General features: G+C 35.0%; 17 protein-coding genes, 1 pseudogene and 3 other annotated features. Of the genes and pseudogenes, 3 read left to right on the forward strand and 15 right to left on the reverse strand.

The genetic code is table 11. The annotated features are described in order from the left end of the window. Position 1: 1 nt before the first annotated feature. The 9 genes from EKQ63_RS15625 to EKQ63_RS15665 form a co-directional block, all read right to left on the reverse strand. A complete protein-coding gene (locus EKQ63_RS15625; RefSeq protein WP_143881235.1) occupies positions 2-3,118 on the reverse strand; it encodes an MMPL family transporter in 3,117 nt (1,038 codons plus the stop codon). Between the two features lie 210 nt (positions 3,119-3,328). After that, entirely contained in the window at positions 3,329-3,895 is a 567-nt protein-coding gene (locus EKQ63_RS15630) for a TetR/AcrR family transcriptional regulator (RefSeq protein WP_061666510.1), read from the reverse strand. A gap of 218 nt (positions 3,896-4,113) precedes the next feature. Next, positions 4,114-5,271, reverse strand: a complete 1,158-nt coding sequence (gene eis / locus EKQ63_RS15635; protein WP_143881236.1) for a GNAT family N-acetyltransferase — start codon at positions 5,269-5,271, stop codon at positions 4,114-4,116. Positions 5,272-5,555: 284 nt separating this feature from the next. Further along, positions 5,556-6,845 carry a 3-phosphoshikimate 1-carboxyvinyltransferase gene (aroA, locus tag EKQ63_RS15640; RefSeq protein WP_143881237.1) on the reverse strand — a complete coding sequence of 430 codons (1,290 nt, stop codon included), beginning with the start codon at positions 6,843-6,845 and terminating at the stop codon, positions 5,556-5,558. Positions 6,846-6,861: 16 nt separating this feature from the next. Continuing rightward, entirely contained in the window at positions 6,862-7,962 is a 1,101-nt protein-coding gene (tyrA, locus tag EKQ63_RS15645) for a prephenate dehydrogenase (RefSeq protein ID WP_143881238.1), read from the reverse strand. Beyond that, positions 7,955-9,055, reverse strand: a complete 1,101-nt coding sequence (hisC, locus tag EKQ63_RS15650) for a histidinol-phosphate transaminase (RefSeq protein WP_087953337.1) — start codon at positions 9,053-9,055, stop codon at positions 7,955-7,957. The genes tyrA and hisC overlap by 8 nt, the downstream gene beginning before the upstream one ends. 18 nt (positions 9,056-9,073) lie before the next feature. Next, on the reverse strand, positions 9,074-10,246 hold the full coding sequence (gene aroC, locus EKQ63_RS15655; protein WP_087997195.1) for a chorismate synthase: 1,173 nt from the start codon (positions 10,244-10,246) through the stop codon (positions 9,074-9,076). Positions 10,247-10,299: 53 nt separating this feature from the next. After that, positions 10,300-10,519, reverse strand: a binding site (T-box leader). A gap of 9 nt (positions 10,520-10,528) precedes the next feature. Beyond that, entirely contained in the window at positions 10,529-11,605 is a 1,077-nt protein-coding gene (locus EKQ63_RS15660) for a bifunctional 3-deoxy-7-phosphoheptulonate synthase/chorismate mutase (protein ID WP_001273581.1), read from the reverse strand. A 195-nt stretch (positions 11,606-11,800) separates the two neighbouring features. Beyond that, positions 11,801-12,037, reverse strand: a binding site (T-box leader). A gap of 54 nt (positions 12,038-12,091) precedes the next feature. After that, positions 12,092-12,331: a binding site (T-box leader), on the reverse strand. Positions 12,332-12,439: 108 nt separating this feature from the next. Further along, complete coding sequence (locus EKQ63_RS15665; protein WP_143881239.1) at positions 12,440-15,952, reverse strand: DUF4020 domain-containing protein; 3,513 nt, start codon at positions 15,950-15,952, stop codon at positions 12,440-12,442. A gap of 150 nt (positions 15,953-16,102) precedes the next feature. On the opposite strand from EKQ63_RS15665, the gene EKQ63_RS15670 reads away from it, so the two are divergent. Beyond that, positions 16,103-16,540: a YndM family protein gene (locus EKQ63_RS15670; protein WP_087953334.1), complete on the forward strand. Its 438-nt coding sequence runs from the start codon at positions 16,103-16,105 to the stop codon at positions 16,538-16,540. Positions 16,541-16,666: 126 nt separating this feature from the next. Here the strand turns inward: EKQ63_RS15670 and EKQ63_RS15675 are convergent, their stop codons facing one another. From EKQ63_RS15675 to EKQ63_RS15690, 4 genes are read right to left on the reverse strand one after another with little or no spacing between them, the layout of a single operon-like run. Next, positions 16,667-17,197 carry a cysteine hydrolase family protein gene (locus EKQ63_RS15675; protein ID WP_087953333.1) on the reverse strand — a complete coding sequence of 177 codons (531 nt, stop codon included), beginning with the start codon at positions 17,195-17,197 and terminating at the stop codon, positions 16,667-16,669. Continuing rightward, positions 17,194-17,742 (reverse strand): isochorismatase family protein, encoded by a 549-nt coding sequence (locus EKQ63_RS15680; protein ID WP_087953332.1) that lies wholly within the window; start codon positions 17,740-17,742, stop codon positions 17,194-17,196. Before EKQ63_RS15680 ends, EKQ63_RS15675 begins: the two co-directional genes overlap by 4 nt. A 5-nt stretch (positions 17,743-17,747) precedes the next feature. Next, positions 17,748-18,296: a GNAT family N-acetyltransferase gene (locus EKQ63_RS15685; RefSeq protein WP_087953331.1), complete on the reverse strand. Its 549-nt coding sequence runs from the start codon at positions 18,294-18,296 to the stop codon at positions 17,748-17,750. 13 nt (positions 18,297-18,309) lie between these two features. After that, positions 18,310-18,603: a YfzA family protein gene (locus EKQ63_RS15690; RefSeq protein ID WP_088328272.1), complete on the reverse strand. Its 294-nt coding sequence runs from the start codon at positions 18,601-18,603 to the stop codon at positions 18,310-18,312. A gap of 111 nt (positions 18,604-18,714) precedes the next feature. Between EKQ63_RS15690 and EKQ63_RS15695 the strand changes: the two genes are divergently transcribed. After that, positions 18,715-19,233, forward strand: a complete 519-nt coding sequence (locus EKQ63_RS15695; RefSeq protein WP_087953329.1) for a kinase — start codon at positions 18,715-18,717, stop codon at positions 19,231-19,233. A 51-nt stretch (positions 19,234-19,284) separates the two neighbouring features. Here EKQ63_RS15695 and entB read toward each other — a convergent pair whose 3' ends face one another. Both entB and EKQ63_RS15705 read right to left on the reverse strand, forming a co-directional pair. Next, positions 19,285-20,772: a cell wall-binding protein EntB gene (entB, locus tag EKQ63_RS15700; RefSeq protein WP_143881240.1), complete on the reverse strand. Its 1,488-nt coding sequence runs from the start codon at positions 20,770-20,772 to the stop codon at positions 19,285-19,287. A 196-nt stretch (positions 20,773-20,968) separates the two neighbouring features. Further along, the gene (locus EKQ63_RS15705) at positions 20,969-21,460 is read right to left on the reverse strand and encodes a nitroreductase (RefSeq protein WP_140168755.1); all 492 of its coding nucleotides are present in this window, start codon (positions 21,458-21,460) and stop codon (positions 20,969-20,971) included. Positions 21,461-21,685: 225 nt separating this feature from the next. On the opposite strand from EKQ63_RS15705, the pseudogene EKQ63_RS15710 reads away from it, so the two are divergent. Beyond that, positions 21,686-22,021 (forward strand): annotated as a pseudogene (locus tag EKQ63_RS15710) (VOC family protein). Positions 22,022-22,171: the final 150 nt, after the last annotated feature.

The raw sequence follows: 22,171 nt of genomic DNA on the forward strand, positions 1-22,171 counted from the left end.
TTTATTTCCTTTCACTTAATTTCTTTGCATAATTCTTCATTTTACTCGTTAAACCTATTAAAGCAGGTAGCAATATCGGCATCACAATAATAGCTAATAGTAACAGTGCAACACCAACAACGGATGCTACTTGTATAAGCGTTAATACACCTGAAGGGATTAATGCAGCAAATGTACCCCCTAAAATAAGTGCCGCTGATAATACGACTCCTCCGATATGACGAGAAGCAGTTACAATTTTCGTCGCTGGGTCCCCTTCTAACTCATTGTATCTCATCATTACAAAAATACTATAATCTACTCCTAAAGCGACAATCATTATGAAACTAAAGAATGGAACATTCCAGCTTAATGAATCTACATGTAAAATATGCGTACTAATTTGTTCACTTATCCCTAATGATGCAAAGTAAGCTAATAGTAACGATCCAATAATAAAGATGGTGTTTAATAATGAACGTGTAATCACAATTAATACAATCGCGATTCCAATTAACATAATTATAGCTGTACGTAAGAAATCTTGCCCAGTTACTTCTTTTAAATCAACGTTTCTAGCTGTCGTTCCTCCGATTGCTGTTTTCGCATGATTTAATTCCGACCCCTTCAAAATACCATCTATTGTGTTATTGATTTCTTGAATAATTGGCATCGCTTCTTTTGAATACGGATTTACGTCTAAAATGATTGTCATTTTAGCAGTCTTTCTATCATGTGACATGTACGTATTCAAAGCTTTTTGGAAATCTTCTCCCTCCAAAACTTCTTTTGGAATATAGAATTTCTCAGAGCTTTTTGATTCATTCAGTTCTCCTAAATATTTCTGAGCATCCCCTAGGCCATTACTTACCTTTTCAAGGCCTTCTGTACTTTTAGTTAGTCCGGATTGTAATTGACCCATCTGTTCTTGCAAGTCTTTCAGTCCGGTTAATAGCTGACCTTGCCCATCGTTTATTTTCGTTAATCCGGTTTGTAACTCAGATGACTTGTTTGCAATTTGTTTTGAACCTGAAGCACCTTCATTTAATCCATTTTTAAGATCAGCTGCTCCTTTTTGTAACTTAGTAACTCCATTGTTCATTTCTTTTAAGCCATTATCCACTTTCAATAACGATTGATTCGCTTCTTTAAATGATCCCATCGCCGCATTGTGCTGCGTTGCTAATTGATTTAATTCATTTGACAGCCCACCTAATTGCTTTTGAGCCTCTTTAGCAATTCCTATTGTCTGCAGAATGTTAGGATCATTTGCTGATTCTGGTTTCGTTTGAATGAAATTGGTCATTAACATTTCAATTTGTTCATAACCTTTCTTCGCACCGTCAATCGCTTGAGAAATACTTCCGAAGTATTGACCGTAAGAACTTAAACCTTTTTCTAACTGTGTATAGCCAGCATGAAGTTGTGAAGTTGCATGAGATAATACACTTATATTTGCATTTACTGAAGTTAACCCACTCTCAATTTGCTGCGCACCTTGTGCTCCGTCATTTATGCCATTTGATAGTTGATTTAAAGCTGTTCCTAATGCTGATACACCACTTTTCGCTTCATTTGTTCCATCAATTAACTTTTGAACGTTTGCAAGACTATTTGAGTCCTTATTACCCATCTTATCTTTCGCAGTAGTTAATCCATCATTAATTTCCTTTATACCACCATTGGCATCTCCTAAACCTGTATTTAGTTCACCCGCTTGTTTATTTATATATAGTTCTTTAATCCTATCACCAGTTGGACGTGTCGGTGAATATACTTCTGAAACACCTTTCACTTTCAAAATCTTATCAGTTAGTTCATCTAAAGTTTGAAGCGAACTCGCCTCATCTAACTTGTTATTCGATTGAATGACTAACGTACTTGGTGAAGAAAAACCAGGTGGAAAATGTTCTTCTATTACGTTAATCCCCATTTTCGACTCATATTTATTGTCTACTTCAAATAAATCGTTGTAATTAAGTGTATTAGAATACTTTAATATGAAAGGAATCGATATCACGAATACAATAATTAAAGCTACAAATGGTCTTACTACTGAGTTTTTCGCAAAGAATCCCCATAGACGACTGTCTTCATGACCTTTAAATGTTTTAACGGGATAAAACATCCCTTTTCCTAAAAGCACCATAAAAAACGGATTTAACGTAGTTAATACTAGTAATAAAACTGCGACACCAATTGCTACCGCTGAAGTAGATTGATATAATTTAAAACTAGCTAAAGCAAGAGATGCAAAACCAATTAGTACTGCTATCCCGCTATATAAAACGGTTTTCCCTGCCGATTTAAATGTTTCTTTCGTAGCCAAAAATGCGTTTTCTTGTTTACTTAATTCTTCTTTAAATCTCGTAAATAATAAAATGTTATAGTCTGTTCCAACCCCAAACAGGACAACAACGACAAACACTTGTGTAAAGTTAGAAAATGGAAAATTAAATTGATCTACTAAATGAGCAATAATCCCCATTGAAACTAAATATGATACCCCAACAGTAAGAAGAGAAACAATTGGAACAATAGGTGAACGGAATACAATGATTAATATTACAAGAATGAAAATGATTGAAATAACTTCAGTCTTTTTCACTCCCTCTTGAGAAGATGTAAGAAAATCTCCCGCGATTAAATCACTTCCTGTTAAGTACGTTGTTACCCCTTTCGTTTTCACTTTATTATGAAGGTTATTTGTAACTTTCGATATTTCACCATGCTTTTTATCTATCGATATTTGCGTTAAAATAGTTGTATTATCTTTAGAAACTAATTGTTTCTCTAAGTCTTTATTATCTAAATGTGAAACAACTTCTTTAATTCCTAATTGTTCTTTTTCATTTTGCAAAGCGTTGATTGTTTTTATTATTTCCTCTTTTTGCTCAGTCGTTAGAGCTGTTTTACTACCACTATTAAAAACAACTATAATGTCATACTTTTCTGTCCCGTCTTTATCCATTTCTTTTATCATTTTGTCAGCAATACTACTTTGTTCTGTATTAGGAATCGTAATGTGCCCTTTTTCTTTCACTAATTTATCCATATTAGGCATTGTTACGATCATTGTAATAGTAATAACTATCCATAATAGAAAAGATAAACTTCTCCAATTTTTCAGCTTGCTCATTTGCATCATCTCCCGCGATTAAAATTTTACGTTAGTTGCGGAATGAATGTTCATTCCCATTACTTTATTACATTGTTTTATAAACTCTATTAAACTACTTTTTCGGAATGAATGTTCATTCCTTTAGTTACACAAATACCCTCTCCTACTCTCATTTTTTAATTCTGTTTAGGAATGAATATTCATTCCTGTCCTTATAAAGCTATAGAATCAAATGATTCTAATAGCGTTCCAAGAGCTTTCTTCCAATTCTTTTACTAACTCTTTCGAGTATTCTAATTGCCCTGTTGCAATTACTTTCGTTAATTTTTCTAACGGTTGATATACAATTATAATTAAAGCAACTGGAGGCAATGGACGAAGAAAACCTTTTGCGATTCCATCTTCAATAATATTCATAAAGAAGCCTATAAAATCGTCAAATATTTTCTTACTCTGCTCGTCAAGAAAATAACTATCGCAGTGAGAATTTGTAAATAAAAAAGCATCCACATTGTTTCTCGCAAATTCAAATAAACGGTTATACGTATGACTAAACTGTTCACGAATATTTGCTTCAACAGGAAAATCTGTTTTTATCATTTCAGAAAGCTCTAACATACTTTTTGAAAATAATGAGTTAACAAGTGCCTCTTTATTTTCAAAATAGCGATAAATAGTACCCGCACCGACTTTTGCCTTTTCAGCGATCATTGGAATTGTCGTACCATCGTAACCACGCTCTGCAAAAAGTTGCATCGCAGCATCAAAAATATCCTCTTGTTTGTTTTTAGCCATTTTTTCCACCTCTATTTCCAGGAATGAAAATTCATTCCGTTTTTAATTATAAATTACAGGAAATAAAAGTCAAGTGTGTGACTACGTATAGTTGTAATTTTATTCCCTTATTTGTGAATAAAATTATATCAGCGCTTTTCAGGATATATCAACTTACCGACAAAAACGACGCCCAAAAAGAAAGCTGTCCCAAATTTGATTTTGGACAGCCCTATTTTTTAAAAGAAATCATAAATAAATGCTTCTCGTACCGGAACTATTTTCTCAAACGCTTGTATTTCCTCTTCGCTTCCGCTAATTAATTCTAATTCATTTAGTTCTAATGGGCGTTTGTATCCAAGCAATATTGTAGATAGTGCATTTATATCTAGCTTGATCCCTTTATCCATGGGTTCTTCTATAATTGTTATTTCATAATTTGCAAGTCTCACCGATACATTATTCCACGGTGCAAATGAATCTGTAATATTTAAAATGACTTCTTGTTGTACATTGTTCCAGTTTAACTCATACTGTTTTAAAAACTGCTCTACATCTACAATTCTTCCCATAAAATATGGTTTTATTTCTGTTTTCACACGTGGTTCTTGCAATGTATATAACAACGGTTCGTTTTTACTTACTGTCATTTCAAGTTCTTTAATCATAGAATCATGCTGGCAAATAAAGTTCCATAGACCATTTCGTGCTTCATTATGCAGTGGAACAAATTCTTCTACTGTCATTTTGTTGTTTTCAATTTTATATAACATGTAGCCTGCTGCCGTTTTATCTTTATCGTAATAAATTGCTAATGTTAAATCATCATAAACTACTTGTAACCACCATTTTTCATTGCGAATTAGCATACCAGAAAAACGTTCTGCAAATGTTTCATAAAGCTTCTCGACCTCTTCTGGATGATGTTCTTTACTGAAACGTTTCACAGTACCATTCACTTGTTTTTTCATAACTAAATCACTCTTTGTCATATGACACACAAGAAGATCCGTACAAAGTTCCCAGCCATATTTACGGTAAAATGCAACAGCAAATGGATGTAGCATCGATACTGTATATCCATCTTTTTTCATCGTTTGTAGTGAGTGTTGAAGCAATTCTTTCACATACCCGCTTCTTCTGTATTCTGGATATGTCGCTACCCCTGCAACGCCACCCATTTTAAATTTTTCTTTTCCTATGTAAATATGAAACGGAATAAGGTGTAGTTTTGCCGCTAAGTCCTCACCTTCCATAATACCGTATACTTCATGACTTTCCTTCATTCTTGTAAGTTGCTGCTGCATTCGTTCCTCTTCTACTTTATATTGAAAAGCGTATTCTGATAAGCGTAATGCTTCTCTAAATTTATCTTCTTTTAATCGTATAACATTCATATATTTCTCCTCCCCCTTTGTTTGAATTGTACCATAATTTAAAATATTACAGTACGGTGAATGAAATTATATTGGCTTAACGACACAAATTCAATATAAAAAAGCAGATACATCTTGTATCTGCTTCTCATTACTTTATCCCGCTTTAACGGGCAGTAAGACCCCCACCTCAAAATTCAGCGAAAGCAAAGAATTTAGGTAGGGGATCAACTGCCCGTAAAAGTCCGATTGGTTCAACTAATAATCAGTGCGGATGAAGAACCCCCACTGATTAAAGTTTCACTTTATTTAGCTAACTTTTGAAGTTCTTCGAAGAATGTAGGGTATGATACACCTACTGCTTCTGCGTCTTCAATTGTTGTTTTTCCTTCTGCAAGACAGCCGGCAATCGCAAGCATCATTCCAATGCGGTGATCACCATAACTATTAACTGTATTTCCTTTTAAAACTGATTTTCCGTAAATAATCATCCCGTCTTCAGTTGCTTCTATGCGAGCACCTAGTTTCGTTAATTCCGCTACGACTGTATCAATACGGTTCGTTTCTTTTACTTTTAATTCGTGTGCATCTTTAATAACTGTAATTCCTTCTGCTTGCGTTGCCGCTAATGCAATTACAGGAATTTCATCGATTAATCTAGGGATAATATCTCCACCGATTTCGATTCCTTTTAATGAAGATGTTTCAATTGTAATGTTTGCAGCTGCTTCTGATGCTCCTTCATTAATTGGCTCTACAGTGAACGTAGCACCCATTTTCTCTAAAACATCAATAATACCTGTACGAGTTGGATTCATACCTACATTTTCTAAGACTAGTTTACTATTTGGAATAATCGCGCCCGCTACTAAGAAAAATGCAGCTGATGATACGTCACCTGGTACTTGAACATCTGTCGCTGTTAACTTTTGTCCACCTGCTAGTTTCACTGTCTTTTCTTCGCGAGTTACTTTAACACCAAATGCTTCAAGCATTCTTTCCGTATGATCGCGGGAAATATGTGGTTCTGTAACAGCTGTTACACCCTCTGCACGAAGTCCAGCAAGTAAAATAGCTGACTTTACTTGTGCGCTTGCTACCGGAGAAGTGTATTCAATTGCTTTTAAATCTCCACCACGTATTGTTAGCGGTGTAAACGTTCCTTCTTCGCGCCCATCAATGTTCGCACCCATTTGTTTTAATGGATTCGTTACACGTTTCATCGGTCTTTTTGCAATAGATGCATCACCTTGTACGCAAGAGAAAAATGGTGTATTTGCCAAAATTCCTGACATTAAACGTATAGTTGTACCAGAATTACCAACATCTAATACAGCTTTCGGTTCTTGTAAACCTTCTAATCCTTTACCAACTACAGTGACTTCATCACCGTTTTGCACGATGTCTACTCCCATTTCTTTAAAACAAGAAATTGTACTTAAACAATCTGCACCGGGCAAGAAACCTTTAATAGTTGTTTTTCCTTCTGCAATCGCGCCGAACATAACAGCGCGGTGAGAAATCGATTTATCTCCCGGAATTGTAATGTTGCCATTTAATCCGTTATTAACAGGTTGTATCGTTCTTTCCTTCACGTTTTCACCTTCTCATTTAAATTGTTTCATACGTTTGGTATTTTTCTTCTCCAAGCGCTAGCTTTGCTTGCGTACGATCTTCTTCTCGTTGGAAGCTAATACGTAATACCCCAAGCAATCCTTCACGCGCTTCTAATATTTGCAAGTTCGTAATACTAATTTCCTCGCGAGCCAAAATACTCGTAATATGAGCCAATGCCCCTACTTTATCTAAAACATCGACGTATAAGTCGTGATAGGCAGGAATTGCCCCTCTCTTTCGTACTGGTAAAGAGTCACGGTATTCTTTCGCATCTGCAAAATAGTTTTGAATCTCGCCTGCATCTCCAGTAGAAACTGTATCATATAAACCTTCCATTTCAGAGATCCACTCTTTTAATAATACCATTAAATGCTCACGATTTTGCTTAACAATATCACTCCACATTTTCGGACTACTAGATGCGATGCGTGTAATGTCTTTAAACCCTCCGGCAGCTAGTTGATGAATGAGTGGATTATCTCCTGCATGTTTCTCCACTTGCTTTACTAATCCAGCGGCAATAAGATGCGGGAAATGACTTACAATCCCTGTTACATAATCATGTTCTTCTGTATTTAAAACAAGGAAATGTGATCCTGTTCCTTTTAACCAATCTTTTAACTCTTCCACATGTTCATTTGGCACATCATTCATTGGCGTTAAAATATAAAATGCATTTTCAAATAAATGCGCTTTTGCACTTTCAACTCCCGTTTTATGAGAACCTGCCATTGGATGTCCACCAATGAAAGAAATTTCGTTTAAAAATAAAGCTTCCGCTTCATTCATAATTGTTCCTTTTGTGCTACCAACATCAGTCACAATAACATCTTTTCGTAAACGAAATGACGCTAATTTGTGTAATAACTTCTTCGTTTCTTCAACTGGTGAAGCAAAAACAATTAAATGTGCTTCTTCACATGCATGTTGTAAATCTACTGCTATTTCATCTACTACGTGTAATTCTTTTGCACGCTCTACTTGTTCTTGAAATATATCATAACCTGTTATCGTTACATCGTGCTCTTTCTTAATTGCTAATGCGAGAGAGCCTCCGATTAAACCAGTTCCAATTAATACTACCTGTTTACGCATTTGCCTCATCTCGAGACTTTCTTTTTTTATTTTCAAAGTGTTGTTGTAACACTGAAATCACTCCTTCATTTTGCTCCCTTGTTCCAACTGTAATACGGACGCCATTTGGAAACGGCCGAATAATAAATCCTGCATGTGCACAAGCTTCATAAATCTCTCCAGCATTCTCAACTGGTAAGAAGATGAAATTTGTTTGCGATGGATAAAATGGAATATCATTTTCCTTACAAAAGCTCTCGTATTGTTGTAATCCTTCTGTATTCACACGAACTACTTCTTCAATAAACTCGTCATCACAAAAAGCAATCGTCGCTGCTTTTTGCGCTAATGAAGATACGTTAAATGGCAAACGTACGACATTTAATTTCTCAATTAGCTCTTCCTGTCCAATCGCATATCCAACGCGGAAAGAAGCTAATCCGTACGCTTTAGAAAATGTTCTAAGCACAAGAATATTTTTATGCTTTTCTAAAAGCGGTAATGTCTCTGGGAAATCTTTTGCTGTTACGTATTCATAGTACGCTTCATCAATGACAATTAACGTATTTTCACTAATACCTTCAATGAATTGAGTCAATTTTCGGTCATTCACATATGTGCCCGTCGGATTGTTCGGGTTACAAATCCATACAATTTTTGTATTGTTATCTACTACTGAAGAAATTTCGTCTAAGTCGTATACACCGTTATTTAACGCAACTTCCTTCACTTCGCAACCTTCTATAATTGCATGATGACGATACTGTGGGAATGTTGCTCCAGCCGTTACGATGTTATCTCCTGCTTTAAGTACTGCTCTGCTTATCATTTGAATGACTTCATCTAAACCACTACCGCAAAGTACTTGTTCCATTTGCACATGTAACTTATTTGCAATTGTTTGACGGAGCGTTGTAGCACCTCCGTCAGGGTATAAAGCATGGTCCAACCACGATTTTTGCAACTCATCTAAAACACGTGGCGAACAGCCGAATGGATTTTCATTCGATGCTAATTTCACAAATGAATGCTCTCCGTACACTTCTTTCATTTGTTCAGGTGATTTACCTGGTTTATATGGTTGTAATGATGATAGTTGATCTTTTACTTGCATGTTAAAACCACCTTTTTATTAAAATTCTTTTGCGTAGTTATTGTGTTGTATAATGTTTTGTTTTAATAATTCCATACGATCTTTTCCGAATTGTTCGACTAGTGCATCTGCAAGTTCCCATGCCACAACAGATTCAGCTACTACACCCGCTGCTGGTACTGCGCAACTATCAGATCTTTCAATACTCGCTTGGAATGCTTCTTTCGTATCAATATCAACGCTTGCTAACGGTTTGTATAATGTAGGTATTGGTTTCATGACACCTCTTACGACAATTGGCATTCCCGTTGTCATACCGCCTTCTAAACCGCCGGCATTATTCGTTTTTCTCGTGTATCCTTGTTCTTCATCCCATAAAATTTCATCGTGCACTTTACTTCCTGGCTGCCTTGCCGCTTCAAAACCAACACCAATTTCAGCACCTTTAAATGCATTAATACTCATAATCGCACCAGCAAGTTTTGCATCTAATTTGCGATCGTAATGAACGTAACTACCAACGCCAATCGGCATTCCTTCTGCAATGACTTCTACAATGCCCCCGATTGAATCTCCGCTACTTTTAGCATGATCAATCGCATCCATCATCACTTGTTCTACTTCTTTATCTAAACATCGAACTGGTGAGTTTTCAGTAATTGTTTGAATTTCTTCAATTGACAAGTTAGAAATATGTTTTGCTTTTACTCCACCAATTTCAAGTACATGTCCTGCAATTTCTACACCTAATTCTTTTAAAATTTGTTTCGCAACCGCACCAGCAGCTACACGAACTGTCGTTTCTCTTGCAGAAGAGCGCTCTAGTACGTTTCTAATATCACGGTGACCATATTTAATTGCTCCATTTAAATCCGCATGTCCTGGACGTGGTTTCGTAATTGTACGTTTCATGTCTTTACTTTCTTTTTCTGAAATTGGTTCTGCCCCCATTACTTTCGTCCAATGTTTGAAATCATCATTTTTTACAATTAACGTAATCGGTGAGCCAAGTGTCATCCCATGACGAACACCACTTACAATTTCAACTGTATCTGTTTCAATTTGCATACGTCTTCCGCGTCCGTGCCCTTTTTGCCTTCTTAATAATTCTTTATTAATATGTTCCGCCGCCAGCGTTAAACCTGCTGGTACACCTTCTAAAATAACTGTTAACTGCGGTCCATGTGATTCTCCAGCTGTAATGTATCTCATTTCTCTTGCCCCTTTACTATTTTTTTGTACAAAAAAGTCCCTACTGAGCGCTCAGTAGGGACGATGTTCATCGCGGTACCACCCTAGTTGTAGACTTTTTTCGTCTACCTCTCTTCTTCTTTAACGATCATTAGACCGTCTTTCCCATCAAAACTTGACGAAAAAGATGCTCCAAGGCTGTAATTCATGCTTACCTTTGTACTGATTCACACCGACCATCAGCTCTCTTTAACAGGGAGGTAAGCACTACTGTTTCCTCTTCAGCGCATATATGATATGGAATTAAGATAATTTATTTTTGAATCCTTTTAACTCTTCCATGAATTTATGGAATTCTGGAATATCCATTTGTTGTGCAGAATCTGATAATGCCACTGCTGGGTCTGGGTGTACTTCAGCCATTACTGCATCTGCGCCAATTGCAAGAGCCGCTTTCGCTGTTGGTAATAATAAATCTCTACGTCCAGTTGAATGCGTTACGTCAACAACAACTGGTAAATGTGTTTCTTTCTTTAAGATCGGTACTGCTGAAATGTCTAATGTGTTACGTGTCGCTCTTTCGTATGTGCGGATACCGCGCTCACATAGAATAATTTGGTCGTTACCTTGTGCAATAATGTATTCTGCTGCATTAATGAACTCATCAATTGTTGCTGCTAATCCACGTTTTAATAATACTGGCTTGTTAACTTTACCTACAGCTCGTAGTAAATCGAAGTTTTGCATGTTACGTGCACCAACTTGAATTACATCAACGTAGTCTAATGCCATTTCAACATCATTTGGATTTAAAATTTCACTAATAATTGCTAAGTCGAATTCATCTGCTACTTGACGTAAAATTTGTAGTCCTTCTACTCCTAAACCTTGGAAATCGTATGGAGATGTTCTCGGTTTGAAAGCACCACCGCGCATTAATTTTAAGCCTTGGTCTTTCATCGCTTGCCCTACTTGGCGAACTTGTTCTAAGCTTTCTACTGCACAAGGTCCCATGATGAACGTTTGTGTGCCGTTACCAATCAATTCACCTTTTACATCAACGATTGTGTTTTCTTGTTTCTTTTTACGCGATACTAGTAATGCTTTACGGTTATCATCTTCTTGTAATTCTAAGCTAGCTTTGAAGATTGTTTTGAAAATATGTTGAACCGTTGATGTTTCGAATGGTCCTTCGTTATTCTCTGCAATCATATCAAGCACTTCACGCTCACGTACTGGATCAAAACGTTTCGTACCTTGTACTTGCTTTTGCTCCCCAATTTTTTGAACGATTTCACCACGTTTGTTTAAAAGGTGTAATAGTTGTAAGTTAATTTCATCTACCTGTTTACGTAATTGATCTAATTCATGATTTGCCATTTGGAAATCCTCCTCTAATGTTTTAAAAGTATAGTAAGAGAATGAAAAATTCTCTATTTTCTGAACTGGTCAATTATACAAATTTAAAGTGGAATCGATCCCTCTTCTTATTTTAAACTAATAATTAGTACAAAGACACTATCTACCAGTTAAAAACCCACTTTTTTTGTACAAAAAATCCCTACTGATTCAATCAGTAGGGACGATATTTATCGCGGTACCACCCTAGTTGTAGACTTCTTTCGTCTACCTCTCTTCATTGTTAACGATCATCTGACCGTCTTTCCCTTCATAAAGATATATACTATCTTTACTACGAAAAAGATGCTCTAGGACTGTAATTCGCTCTTGTTTTTGTACTGGTTCACACCAACCACCAGCTCTCTGTTACAGGGAAACAACAACTACTGCTTTTCCTTTCAACGCATGCATATTTAATTTTCAAGTTGGGCCACTAAAATACAAAAAGTCCCTACTGAATAAATCAGTAGGGACGATATTTATCGCGGTACCACCCTAGTTGTAGACTAACTTTCCGTCTACCTCTCTTCACTGTTAACGATCAATTGACCGCTTTTTCTTCATAAAGACAATACTACTATCTTTACTACGAAAAAGATGCTCCAAGACTGTAATTCATGATTATCCCTGTACTGGTTCACACCAACCACCAGCTCTCTGTTACAGTAAGACTAACCACTACTGTGATCTCTTCATTGCACTTTGTTTATTCAAATGTTTTTTGAAATTGAATAAGTATGATTCGTATTATAGAACGCTTTTCAAAACACTGTCAACAACTTTTTATATATTTTTTAAAATTCCACTTTCGCCCTACATTTCTTCTTGTAAATTCTCCATAACAATTCCGATGCGAATTATCTCATTATCTATTGCATTTATTACACATTTTTCTACTCTATACCCGATTAATAATTCTTTTATTTCAATGATTTCCGTTTCAAGTAAATCCGCTTCCTGAAGCGTTTGCAGTAAAGTGAAAAACACGTGTGCATACAACTCTTTATACATCTTTATACTCTCTGTCTTTTCAAGTATTTCATTAAATAACTGTTTTAACTCCGTTTGATTTCCCTTTCCACTTACGTCCGAAAGTGATGTACAAATTATCGATAAACCTCTTTCTACTATTTCATCCATAAATAAAATAATACGTAAAAGCATTACATATTCTCTAGCTGTGATTTCACCCATTTTCGTTCGTTCTCGCAAAAATATACTGAGCCAAGCTTCCCAAAATTTTTGTTGCTCTTTTGCGCTTAACGTTTTGACGTAATAGCATAAAAACTGCATAAATTTAATTTTATTTTCTTCATTTTCTCGTATCAGTAAAGGGTATAACCAGTCTGTTTTTTGCTCCCAGTACAGGACACATTTAATAAATACAAAACTGAGCCATTTTAAGAAAGCTTCCCTCGTATGCGGATGTAATACTTCCAAATGTTCTACGGCATACTTAATAAATCTCTTCATTTCTGTAAATAAAGGTAAATTGATTTGTGTGTAACATAAGCCGGCCCATGCATATTTCGTAATCTCATTTTCCTTCTTTAACTCTAAGTACGGTAACAAATATTTTCGGCACCATTGCTTCTCAATATGATAAAGAAATGTAATATCTGCTACTAAACGCGCTAACATAAAATTTGTCCGTTCTGTACTAATTCTTACTTGTTCTTCAAACAAAAATAAATATTCATACACATTACGATCGTATAAATGATCATATGATAACAGTTTTAATAATACTGCTGTCATTTTCCCAACAGGATGCTGAATTGATTCATTGTAAAAATCTTGTTTTGCCAGCTTAAAATCCGTGTCACTTTTCATGACTTGAGGGAATACGGAAAAAGCAAACCGCTTTACATTGCGTATACTATTTTCCTCTAACTCTTCTAATCGATTACTAATTTCATATAGAAAACTACTAATTAACCAATGAAAAGCAGTATTTCTAACAAATTTCTGCAACAAAGGAATAACTTTTTGTATTTGTTCATTTGTCAGTCCTCGGTTATTTCGCCACTCTCTAATACAAACAAACCAAACTTCATTACTTATTTCATGCATACCCACTAATTGATAAGCAAATGAAATACTCCATTCTGTATTCAGTTTACATGCTTTCGATAACATCTCTAAAAAATGACGTTGTTCAAACACACCGTCTTGAGAAAATTGGCGAACTCGTTTCATAATTTCCTCATCTTTTAGCTGCAATAACCCATCAGCAGTTACATTACAAGTAATACTTTGTTCTGCAGCCTCTTTCTTTTGTACACTATATCGATCAGAATGAAAGTGAGGATGTTTTTGCTTCATTAACTCATAACCTTTTGCTGTAGATGGACTATTTTTATCACAATTGAATAACAAATCTAAAACGAAACAAACATCAAATGCCCTCTCCTCTGCAAGATCCTTCAGTACAATTTGAATGACTTCTTCTTTTGTTTTTTCTAAAGAAGATGCGAAATGATTTTTTATAAGGTGAAAAACTTCGTGTTTATACGTGACATCTAAAAGAATCCCTTCCTGTAACAACCATTTTATTTTCTCATCAGCGCTAACAAATATATTTTTATTCATCGCATCAATTGCAATTCGGTTTTGAAGTATGCTGTTTGCTTCTATCATTTCTGTAATATAATAATTTGCTTTTTTCTCATTGTTTTCACATAGATACGCTAAACATTCTTTTACAATTTGAATTAAAAATGCAAGATCATTTTGCTGAAACTCTTTTTCCACATTTTCCTTATCCCTTTTTTTTAGTGCCGTTTGCCTTAGTGATAGCATCCGCAACTTCTCTATTCCCATCATCATAATTGGAACGGCGTAATAAGAAATATGCGGTTTCATCTTTTCATTCCAAATTTGCTCCACATAAGAAAATGTAGACACGGGTAAACGACTCGACTCCTCAAGTTCTATTGATTCTTGCGTATCATTTCCCCACTTTCTTTCACGCTTCAACTTAAGTTTTCCGTCCAAAATAAACGTTAATAACAATAAAGCAATTTCTTTATGCTCAGGAAAAGAACATTTTTGCAGTAAGTAAGAAATTGTTTCAATCGATTTACTATCTTTTTCAGCTGTTTCTAACAAAAGCAGTGTCCACCGTGCAAACAACAGTGGGTCCATCTCGATTTTCGTCTCACTTAAGTAACTACAAATTGTTCTCCATAATAACGGAGATAGTTTAGATTGATTTTTAAAAATTAATTGAAATAATTCTTTCTGGTGACTAAAAAGAAATTGTTCCACTAACCATTTTGCAAGTAACTCATCTACCTCGTTATAGTTTGATGTAATTAAAAATAAATTTTGTAATTTTCCTTCCGCTTCAAGCCATTCCACCCATTCATAATCATGAGCAAATTCAACGAAGTAGCGGACTGTTTCAATTTTTTTAATGGATTGTTTTATGTATGATAATTGTTCCTGCTCTACAGAAGGTGGAACTGTTACTATGTCACGAATGCGCATTCGTTTCGTAATATAATTATCACCCATTAACTCCGCCCATCGTTTTACTGCTTTAACGAGAGACTGATGATTATTACCTTTATTCGGATATACAATCGGCCGTATTCCTAAATGCTCCCAATGATATGTATTTTCTCCTTGTGCGACAAATGCATAACGCCTTGTACTTGGTGGTAAACCAGTTGCTAAATATTTCATTACTGGATCATTATGGCTATATCCAACGAACAAAACGGTATAATTCGAGAATAAATCAACTAAAAATCTTCTCGCCCATCCTTCCGTCAAGTAAGCCCTTCCAAAATCACCATCTGTTAAAATTAATGCTTCTTTCTCTTGTTCTATATTGCCATGTATGTAAGCGAGTCCTTTAAACGCTCTACCTGTAGGTAACGCAGGTGCGTAATATACGTTTAATTCTCTATTCATTTCTTTTATCGCAGTTGTAAAATGTCGATCAAAATTTGTCGTTACAATACGAACTTCCGTGTCTAAAGGAAACAACCTCGGAATTGCATAATGAAGCGGATTCGGTTTTGACTTTTCTATATGAACTAGATCTCTTGCAACTTGATGTACATCTTTTGATTTCGCAATTTTACCAAGATAATAATCATGTGGTTCTGTTATTTCACGTTTTTCTACATATAACTTTTTCGCAATTTCATCAACAAGATCATCAAAATTCGGTAAGTTTGATTTCCCTTTCATAGAAACTCCCGCTCCAACAAATAATACTAACTTTCCTTGTTCAAGATGATCAATTAACTCGTCTGGAATTTCTACTTCTGAAGTAATCCACACCCAGGATTCCCCCTTACCTAAAAATGTCATATACTCTCATTTTACTATAACATTTTTTCTTTGTTTTTTTAATATTTAGACAAAAAACGAACGTGGAAAAGTTTTATGTAAATATACTCGTTACAATGTATGAACTTCTAAATTTATTGTAAAACTATGTATAAATCGGAGGTGTATATATTGAATGGTTTTACTGTAGTGCTCATCAAGTTTATATCGTGCATTATCGCATTTAGTATTGGACTCGCTTTATTTTTCCCTGCAACGTTCGTCCAAATTATTTCATTTAGTCTCTTTGTAACAATCGTATCTTATATGTTCGTTGATAAAATCATATTAAATCGAATCGGCAATACCGGTGCCATTATGTCGGATTTCTTACTAACATATTTAAGCGTATGGATTTTCGGTAATATTTTATTAGACAATTACATGCAAATTGCCTGGGGCAGTTTCCTTTCCGCGATTGTCTTTACATTATCTGAAGTAATCGTTCATCGTTTCTCTGGCTCTCACACAAGGCACCACAACGATAATATTCGTATTAATCGTCGCTTCGCATATGGTACGGAGTTTGCGGAAGAACAGAATATATTGGATAAAGATAAGAAGAAGTAATATTTTGATGCAGGAGCGCCCTTTTTAATTATGTGGTGCTCCTTTTTTGTTTTCAATATGGTATGTGAAATTATATCGACTTACCGACATTTTTTGAAACGGTTTCTTCTAATAAAAAACTGCCTCTTATTTAGAGGCAGTCACTATCAAATCTTTTAACGCAACAACATTAGCAAACGCTCCAAACACTACGTTATGATGCTTCACAATGTCTTCAGCACGTAATACTTCTGTATCAAACGTACTATGTGCATCACTCACTAACGTTACTTTATACCCTTCACTACACGCTCGGCGTGTTGTCGTATCCACACAGTATTGCGTTTGCATACCTGAAATAATAACGTGCTCAATTCCTTTTTCTCGTAATACTTCGTTTAAATTGGTTTTATGGAATGAATCTGGCGTCGTCTTTTCAACGATACTGTCACCATCTTGCGGAGCAATTGCCACATGAATTTTCCAACCATCTGTACCTTTTTCCAAAGGATGATCTTTCGGTCCGTTATGTTGTACATAAATAACCGGTATATCATTTAAACGGCATTCCCCAATAAGCTCTTGTAATGTTTGTAAAAACTTTTCCCCATTATGTACAGGCATTCCTACTGTATACATTCCCGTTTGCACATCGATTACAATTAATGCTGTTTTCATTTCGCATAGCTCCCTTTGTTTGTATAGGCCTCTACATATTCATCATAATATAGTACTTCAATTACACTGGACCAATTCAAGATTGATCCGACGAAGTCCTTTATATCTAGCCCAGGCATTTCATATACTTCTTCATCATTAGCCGTTCCCGTCGCATCTTCAATAACTGTAACTTTATATCCTTTTTCAAAAGCAGCGATACTTGTAAATAAACAACAAAATTCCGTATTAAATCCAACGATAACAACATGATCAACTTTATGTTTCGTTAATATTTCTTCAACACTTGTATCTTTAAACGCACTAGGTGTCGTCTTCTCAGCTATATAATCCGCAAACCCAGTAAATTCTTCTACCAATTCACTTCCAGTTGATTCATAATACAACGTACTTTCTGGATTATGATCTCTGTGTTTTAAGAAAATAATAGGTTCATTCTCCGCTTTAAATTGTTTTAAAACATTTGCAATTAACTCTTTTTCAATAGAAAAATCCTTACATTCTAAAATTCCCTTCTGCATATCTAATACAAGTAGCGCCTTCACTTTTATCACCTATCCTCTATACGTTTATATTCCATCATCCAACAATCTTCTAATACCCCTTCATGCAGTTCGTGTTCCTTTAAAATCTTCACCTTTTTAAATCCGCATTTTTCATAACACTTTATTGCACGTTCATTATTTACTTTCGGGTCCATTGCGATTGCTGCTGCTCCCATTTCACTCAAAATGTATGTAATTGCTGCCTTAACAAGTTTTGTTCCAATTCCTTTTCCCCAATAAGTTGGCTCTCCGATAAATTGATCCATTCCCCATACATTTTGTGACGCTTCATAGCCATATAATGTTTTCCACTCAGAATCAATTGGGTACATTTGAATATAACCAATTGGCACATCCTCAAACTCTATTAAACATCTTTTTTCATGACTATTTGGATTATGTATAAAATGATCCAGTACCATTTCTACTGATTGCTGATTATCTCTTCCTTCGTAATACTCCAGTACTTCTTGGTCTGTTAACCATTTTGAAATGATTGGTGCATCCTCTTCTATTACGTACCTAACCGATACATTATCTTTTTGAAATAGCATATAGCACCTCTTTTTAATTATTTATATTTTTTCTTGCTGTGAAATCTTTCATCGCCCCTATTAGTGCGTATGGTAACAATGTAATCGCAAAAAGAGCTGTAAACAAATTAAAATGAGGGATTTTATATGGCGTGAACCATTCCGTGAAAAATTGAGAATGTAAAATTTTATTTAAATACTCTCCACTAGGTTTAAAGTTTGGTGCCCATGCAGTCATTTCACAAATAATAAATAGTAATTGCACAATTAAAAATACCCCTAGATAGCGAAACCATGTTCGTTTCCATATAGGTTGTGCTTTTTTAATTTCTCTCTCATTTAGCTGCCTCCTTTATATTTCCAACATATTGATTATACACTTCCCCCACTTTATTTGTTAAAATTTTCTATATAATCATTCACGTTGGGGGAATATATTATGTCTAATCCTATACTTAAATCAACTTTAATCATCCTTAGAGGAAACTCCGCAAGCGGTAAAACAACAATCGCAAAGCAACTACAAAAATATTTCGGACAAGGTACACTTTTGGTATCACAGGATGTTGTACGTAGAGATATGCTTAGAGTACACGACACGATGGGTAATTTATCACATGATTTACTATTTGAAATTACAAAGTACGGAAAAGGAAAATGTGAATTTGTTATTTTAGAAGGTATTTTAAACAGTCGAAGATACGGTGAAATGTTAAAAGAATTAATACATTATTTTGAAGGAAACGCGTATACATATTACTTTGATTTATCGTTAAAAGAAACTATTCGACGACATAACACAAGAGAAAAGCGGCATGAATTTGGTGAGGATTCCTTACAAAAATGGTATAATCCTCATGATACAATTGAAGTTGCTAAGGAAACTATTTTTACAGATAACTTCACGCAAAAAGATATATTTGATGCAATTCTTAATGCTGTCTTGGTACGAAAATAAGACCGACAGAATATGTCAGTCTTATTTTCATTATGTTATATTCTAGATTTATTATAGAATCTTCACTTTAACAGTTTGTCTTCCCCAATTCATCGCTTTACTTTTTGAACCCATTAATACATCAATGCGATTACCTTTAATTGCACTTCCGGTATCTCCAGCGATTGCTTCTCCATAACCTTCTACCCATACTTTAGATCCTAATGGGATTACTTTCGGATCAACTGCGATAATTCTCATATTCGGATTAGCCGTTAAATCATGCCCCATCGCAGTTAAAACGCGTCCACCATATGTACCATTTTCACTTGGATCAGCAGTATATGCTGTCGCCACCACCGTTAATTCACGTTTAACGGACTGTGTGTTATTTTTAGACTCTTCTTTTGCCTTTATTGCTTCTTCCTTAGCCTTGGCTATTTCTCGTGCTTTCGCTTCTTCCTTAGCCTTGGCTATTTCCTGTGCTTTCGCTTCTTCCCTAGCTTTGGCTATTTCTTGTGCTTTCGCTTCTTCCTTAGCCTTGGCTATTTCTTGGACTTTTGCCTCTTCCCTAGCTTTGGCTATTTCTTGTGCTTTTGCTTCTTCCTTAGCCTTGGCTATTTCTTGGACTTTTGCCTCTTCCCTAGCTTTGGCTATTTCTTGTGCTTTTGCTTCTTCCTTAGCCTTGGCTATTTCTTGGACTTTCACTTCTTCCTTAGGCTTTGCTACTTCTTGGACTTTCACTTCTTCCTTAGGCTTTGCTACTTCTTGGATTTTCGCTTCTTCCTTAGGCTTGGCTACTTCTTGGACTTTCACTTCTTCCTTAGGCTTTGCTACTTCTTGGATTTTCGCTTCTTCCTTAGGCTTGGCTACTTCTTGGACTTTCACTTCTTCCTTAGGCTTGGCTACTTCTTGGACTTTCACTTCTTCCTTAGGCTTTGCTACTTCTTGGACTTTCACTTCTTCCTTAGGCTTTGCTACTTCTTGGACTTTCGCTTCTTCCTTAAGTTTAATTGTTTCTTTTGCTTTTGTTATCTTCTGTGTTTTAGCTTCTTCCTTAGCTTTAACCGTTTTTTGTACTTTCGCTACTTGCTTCGTTTTCTCGTCAGCCTTTTTTTCAACTGGTGCTGTACTTGATAAGAAAGCAACATTTGCATATGCTGTTTTTCCTTTATACTCAAATTGTAGCCATCCGTCTTTTACTTGGTGCGTTGATTCAATTACATCATCTTTTTTCAGTCTGCCAAGAATTTCTGATTCCGTGTTTGATTCAGAACGTACATTTAATAAATCTGCTGTTACATGGTAAATATCTTTCGTAAACTCCGAGCTTACAAATACTTCTTTACCATTCAACTCAATTTTTGACCAGCCATCTTCAGTATTTATGACTTTTAATGCCTCTCCGTTTTTTACTTTTTCGACAACTTTTGATTCCGTAGTCGGTTTTTCACGTACGTTGAGTACATCTGCTGTTACGATCGTTTCTGCGGTAGCAGTTGTAGTAAAAGCTCCCAATCCAAAAACTGTTGCTGTTGCTGCGCCAATTACTTTTTTCATATTAGCCTCCATTATATTTTTTTGAATTCTATCAAATACTTCCATAAATTTACGGAAGCATTTGCAACAGTATATTAGTACCACTTAATATACTGCTATTAAAACTCCTTACTCCAATACTATCAAATTCTTATTTCTAATTCTATATATTATAAGTTTCCTTATTTTCTATAAACGTTTTATACCATTCTTCACACTATATAGTTGTCGCAATTCCCGCCAAAAACAAACTGACGATTGCTAAAAATTGAGTAGCGACTATAGCCCCTCTTAAATGAAACTTATAATCTTTATATCCCTTCATCCCTTCCGTACTAGGAATAACAATAAATTTCGGAGTAATCCAGCAAAAAATTAGCCAATCAATTATAAGTAAATCTACTAAATTGAAAATCATTAAAATACCAAAAGTATGTAAGTAGGCATCAATATATAATAATTTTTCATGTTTATGTAGTATATATGTAGAAACGAAAGGAGTACCGAAAAGAATAGCGTTATATGCAATATTAAAATAAATCGTTTGTTTTTTTTCATGAATCGATTTCGGAAAAACTACTTTTTGAATATCTTTCGGATAATCCGTTAACGAAAGTCGGGGATTATAATATAAGGACCCTAAAATCATTACTGATAGTACAATAGACATCATGACACCAACGTACATCATTTGCTCAAATTGATTCATATGTGTTATTCACCCTTTTCTGTAATTACTATGTTGATCATTCACTTAATTACACATTGTATGTGCATAAACAACCAAAAATTAATAGTCGTGTTTAACACCAAATCAAAATTCTTGAAATAAAAAAATAATTTTTATAAAGTGACAGCCTAATCAGTTAAGTTAGGGCTGGTGAAAACTATGAAAATTGAACATATTGCAATATGGGTAAATAGTTTAAAATAAATGCGTACTTTCTATACAAAGTAGTTTAATGGTAAAGCCAACTCTTTATATCATAATGAAGCGAAACAATTTGAATCTTATTTTATTACGTTCGAATCTGGAACAAGACTTGAACTTATGTGTAAAAAAGGGATTGAAAACGAGCCGAACCTTAATATTATTGGCTATGCTCATATGGCTTTCTCTGTCGGTAATGAAGAACGTGTAAATGAATTAACTACAAGATTAAAAGATGATGGTTATTCTTTATTAAATGGACCGCGTTTCACTGGAGATGGCTATTACGAAAATGTAATAAGTGATCCTGAAGGTAATCAAATTGAAATTACGATTTAACGCCTCTTTTTCTTTTCTGAAAAACAAATGAAAATTGGTTTGGAGGAATATTATGCAACAGCTATATTTTACTAAATTTGAAGAAACAGATTACCTGCGGAGATTTTGAGTACATACATATAATTACAAAAAGGCAGTGCTACATATGAA

Source organism: Bacillus sp. BD59S (assembly GCF_007363175.1).
GTDB lineage: Bacteria > Bacillota > Bacilli > Bacillales > Bacillaceae_G > Bacillus_A > Bacillus_A pacificus.

Coding starts and splice junctions, on each gene's coding strand:
- EKQ63_RS15660 (WP_001273581.1), bottom strand. CDS start 11,605: ATGGCAAATCATGAATTAGATCAATTACGTAAACAGGTAGATGAAATT.
- EKQ63_RS15665 (WP_143881239.1), bottom strand. CDS start 15,952: ATGACATTTTTAGGTAAGGGGGAATCCTGGGTGTGGATTACTTCAGAA.
- tyrA (WP_143881238.1), bottom strand. CDS start 7,962: ATGCGTAAACAGGTAGTATTAATTGGAACTGGTTTAATCGGAGGCTCT.
- EKQ63_RS15705 (WP_140168755.1), bottom strand. CDS start 21,460: ATGAATCAATTTGAGCAAATGATGTACGTTGGTGTCATGATGTCTATT.
- aroC (WP_087997195.1), bottom strand. CDS start 10,246: ATGAGATACATTACAGCTGGAGAATCACATGGACCGCAGTTAACAGTT.
- EKQ63_RS15695 (WP_087953329.1), top strand. CDS start 18,715: ATGTCTAATCCTATACTTAAATCAACTTTAATCATCCTTAGAGGAAAC.
- hisC (WP_087953337.1), bottom strand. CDS start 9,055: ATGCAAGTAAAAGATCAACTATCATCATTACAACCATATAAACCAGGT.
- EKQ63_RS15685 (WP_087953331.1), bottom strand. CDS start 18,296: ATGCTATTTCAAAAAGATAATGTATCGGTTAGGTACGTAATAGAAGAG.
- EKQ63_RS15675 (WP_087953333.1), bottom strand. CDS start 17,197: ATGAAAACAGCATTAATTGTAATCGATGTGCAAACGGGAATGTATACA.
- EKQ63_RS15630 (WP_061666510.1), bottom strand. CDS start 3,895: ATGGCTAAAAACAAACAAGAGGATATTTTTGATGCTGCGATGCAACTT.
- EKQ63_RS15625 (WP_143881235.1), bottom strand. CDS start 3,118: ATGAGCAAGCTGAAAAATTGGAGAAGTTTATCTTTTCTATTATGGATA.
- eis (WP_143881236.1), bottom strand. CDS start 5,271: ATGAATGTTATACGATTAAAAGAAGATAAATTTAGAGAAGCATTACGC.
- entB (WP_143881240.1), bottom strand. CDS start 20,772: ATGAAAAAAGTAATTGGCGCAGCAACAGCAACAGTTTTTGGATTGGGA.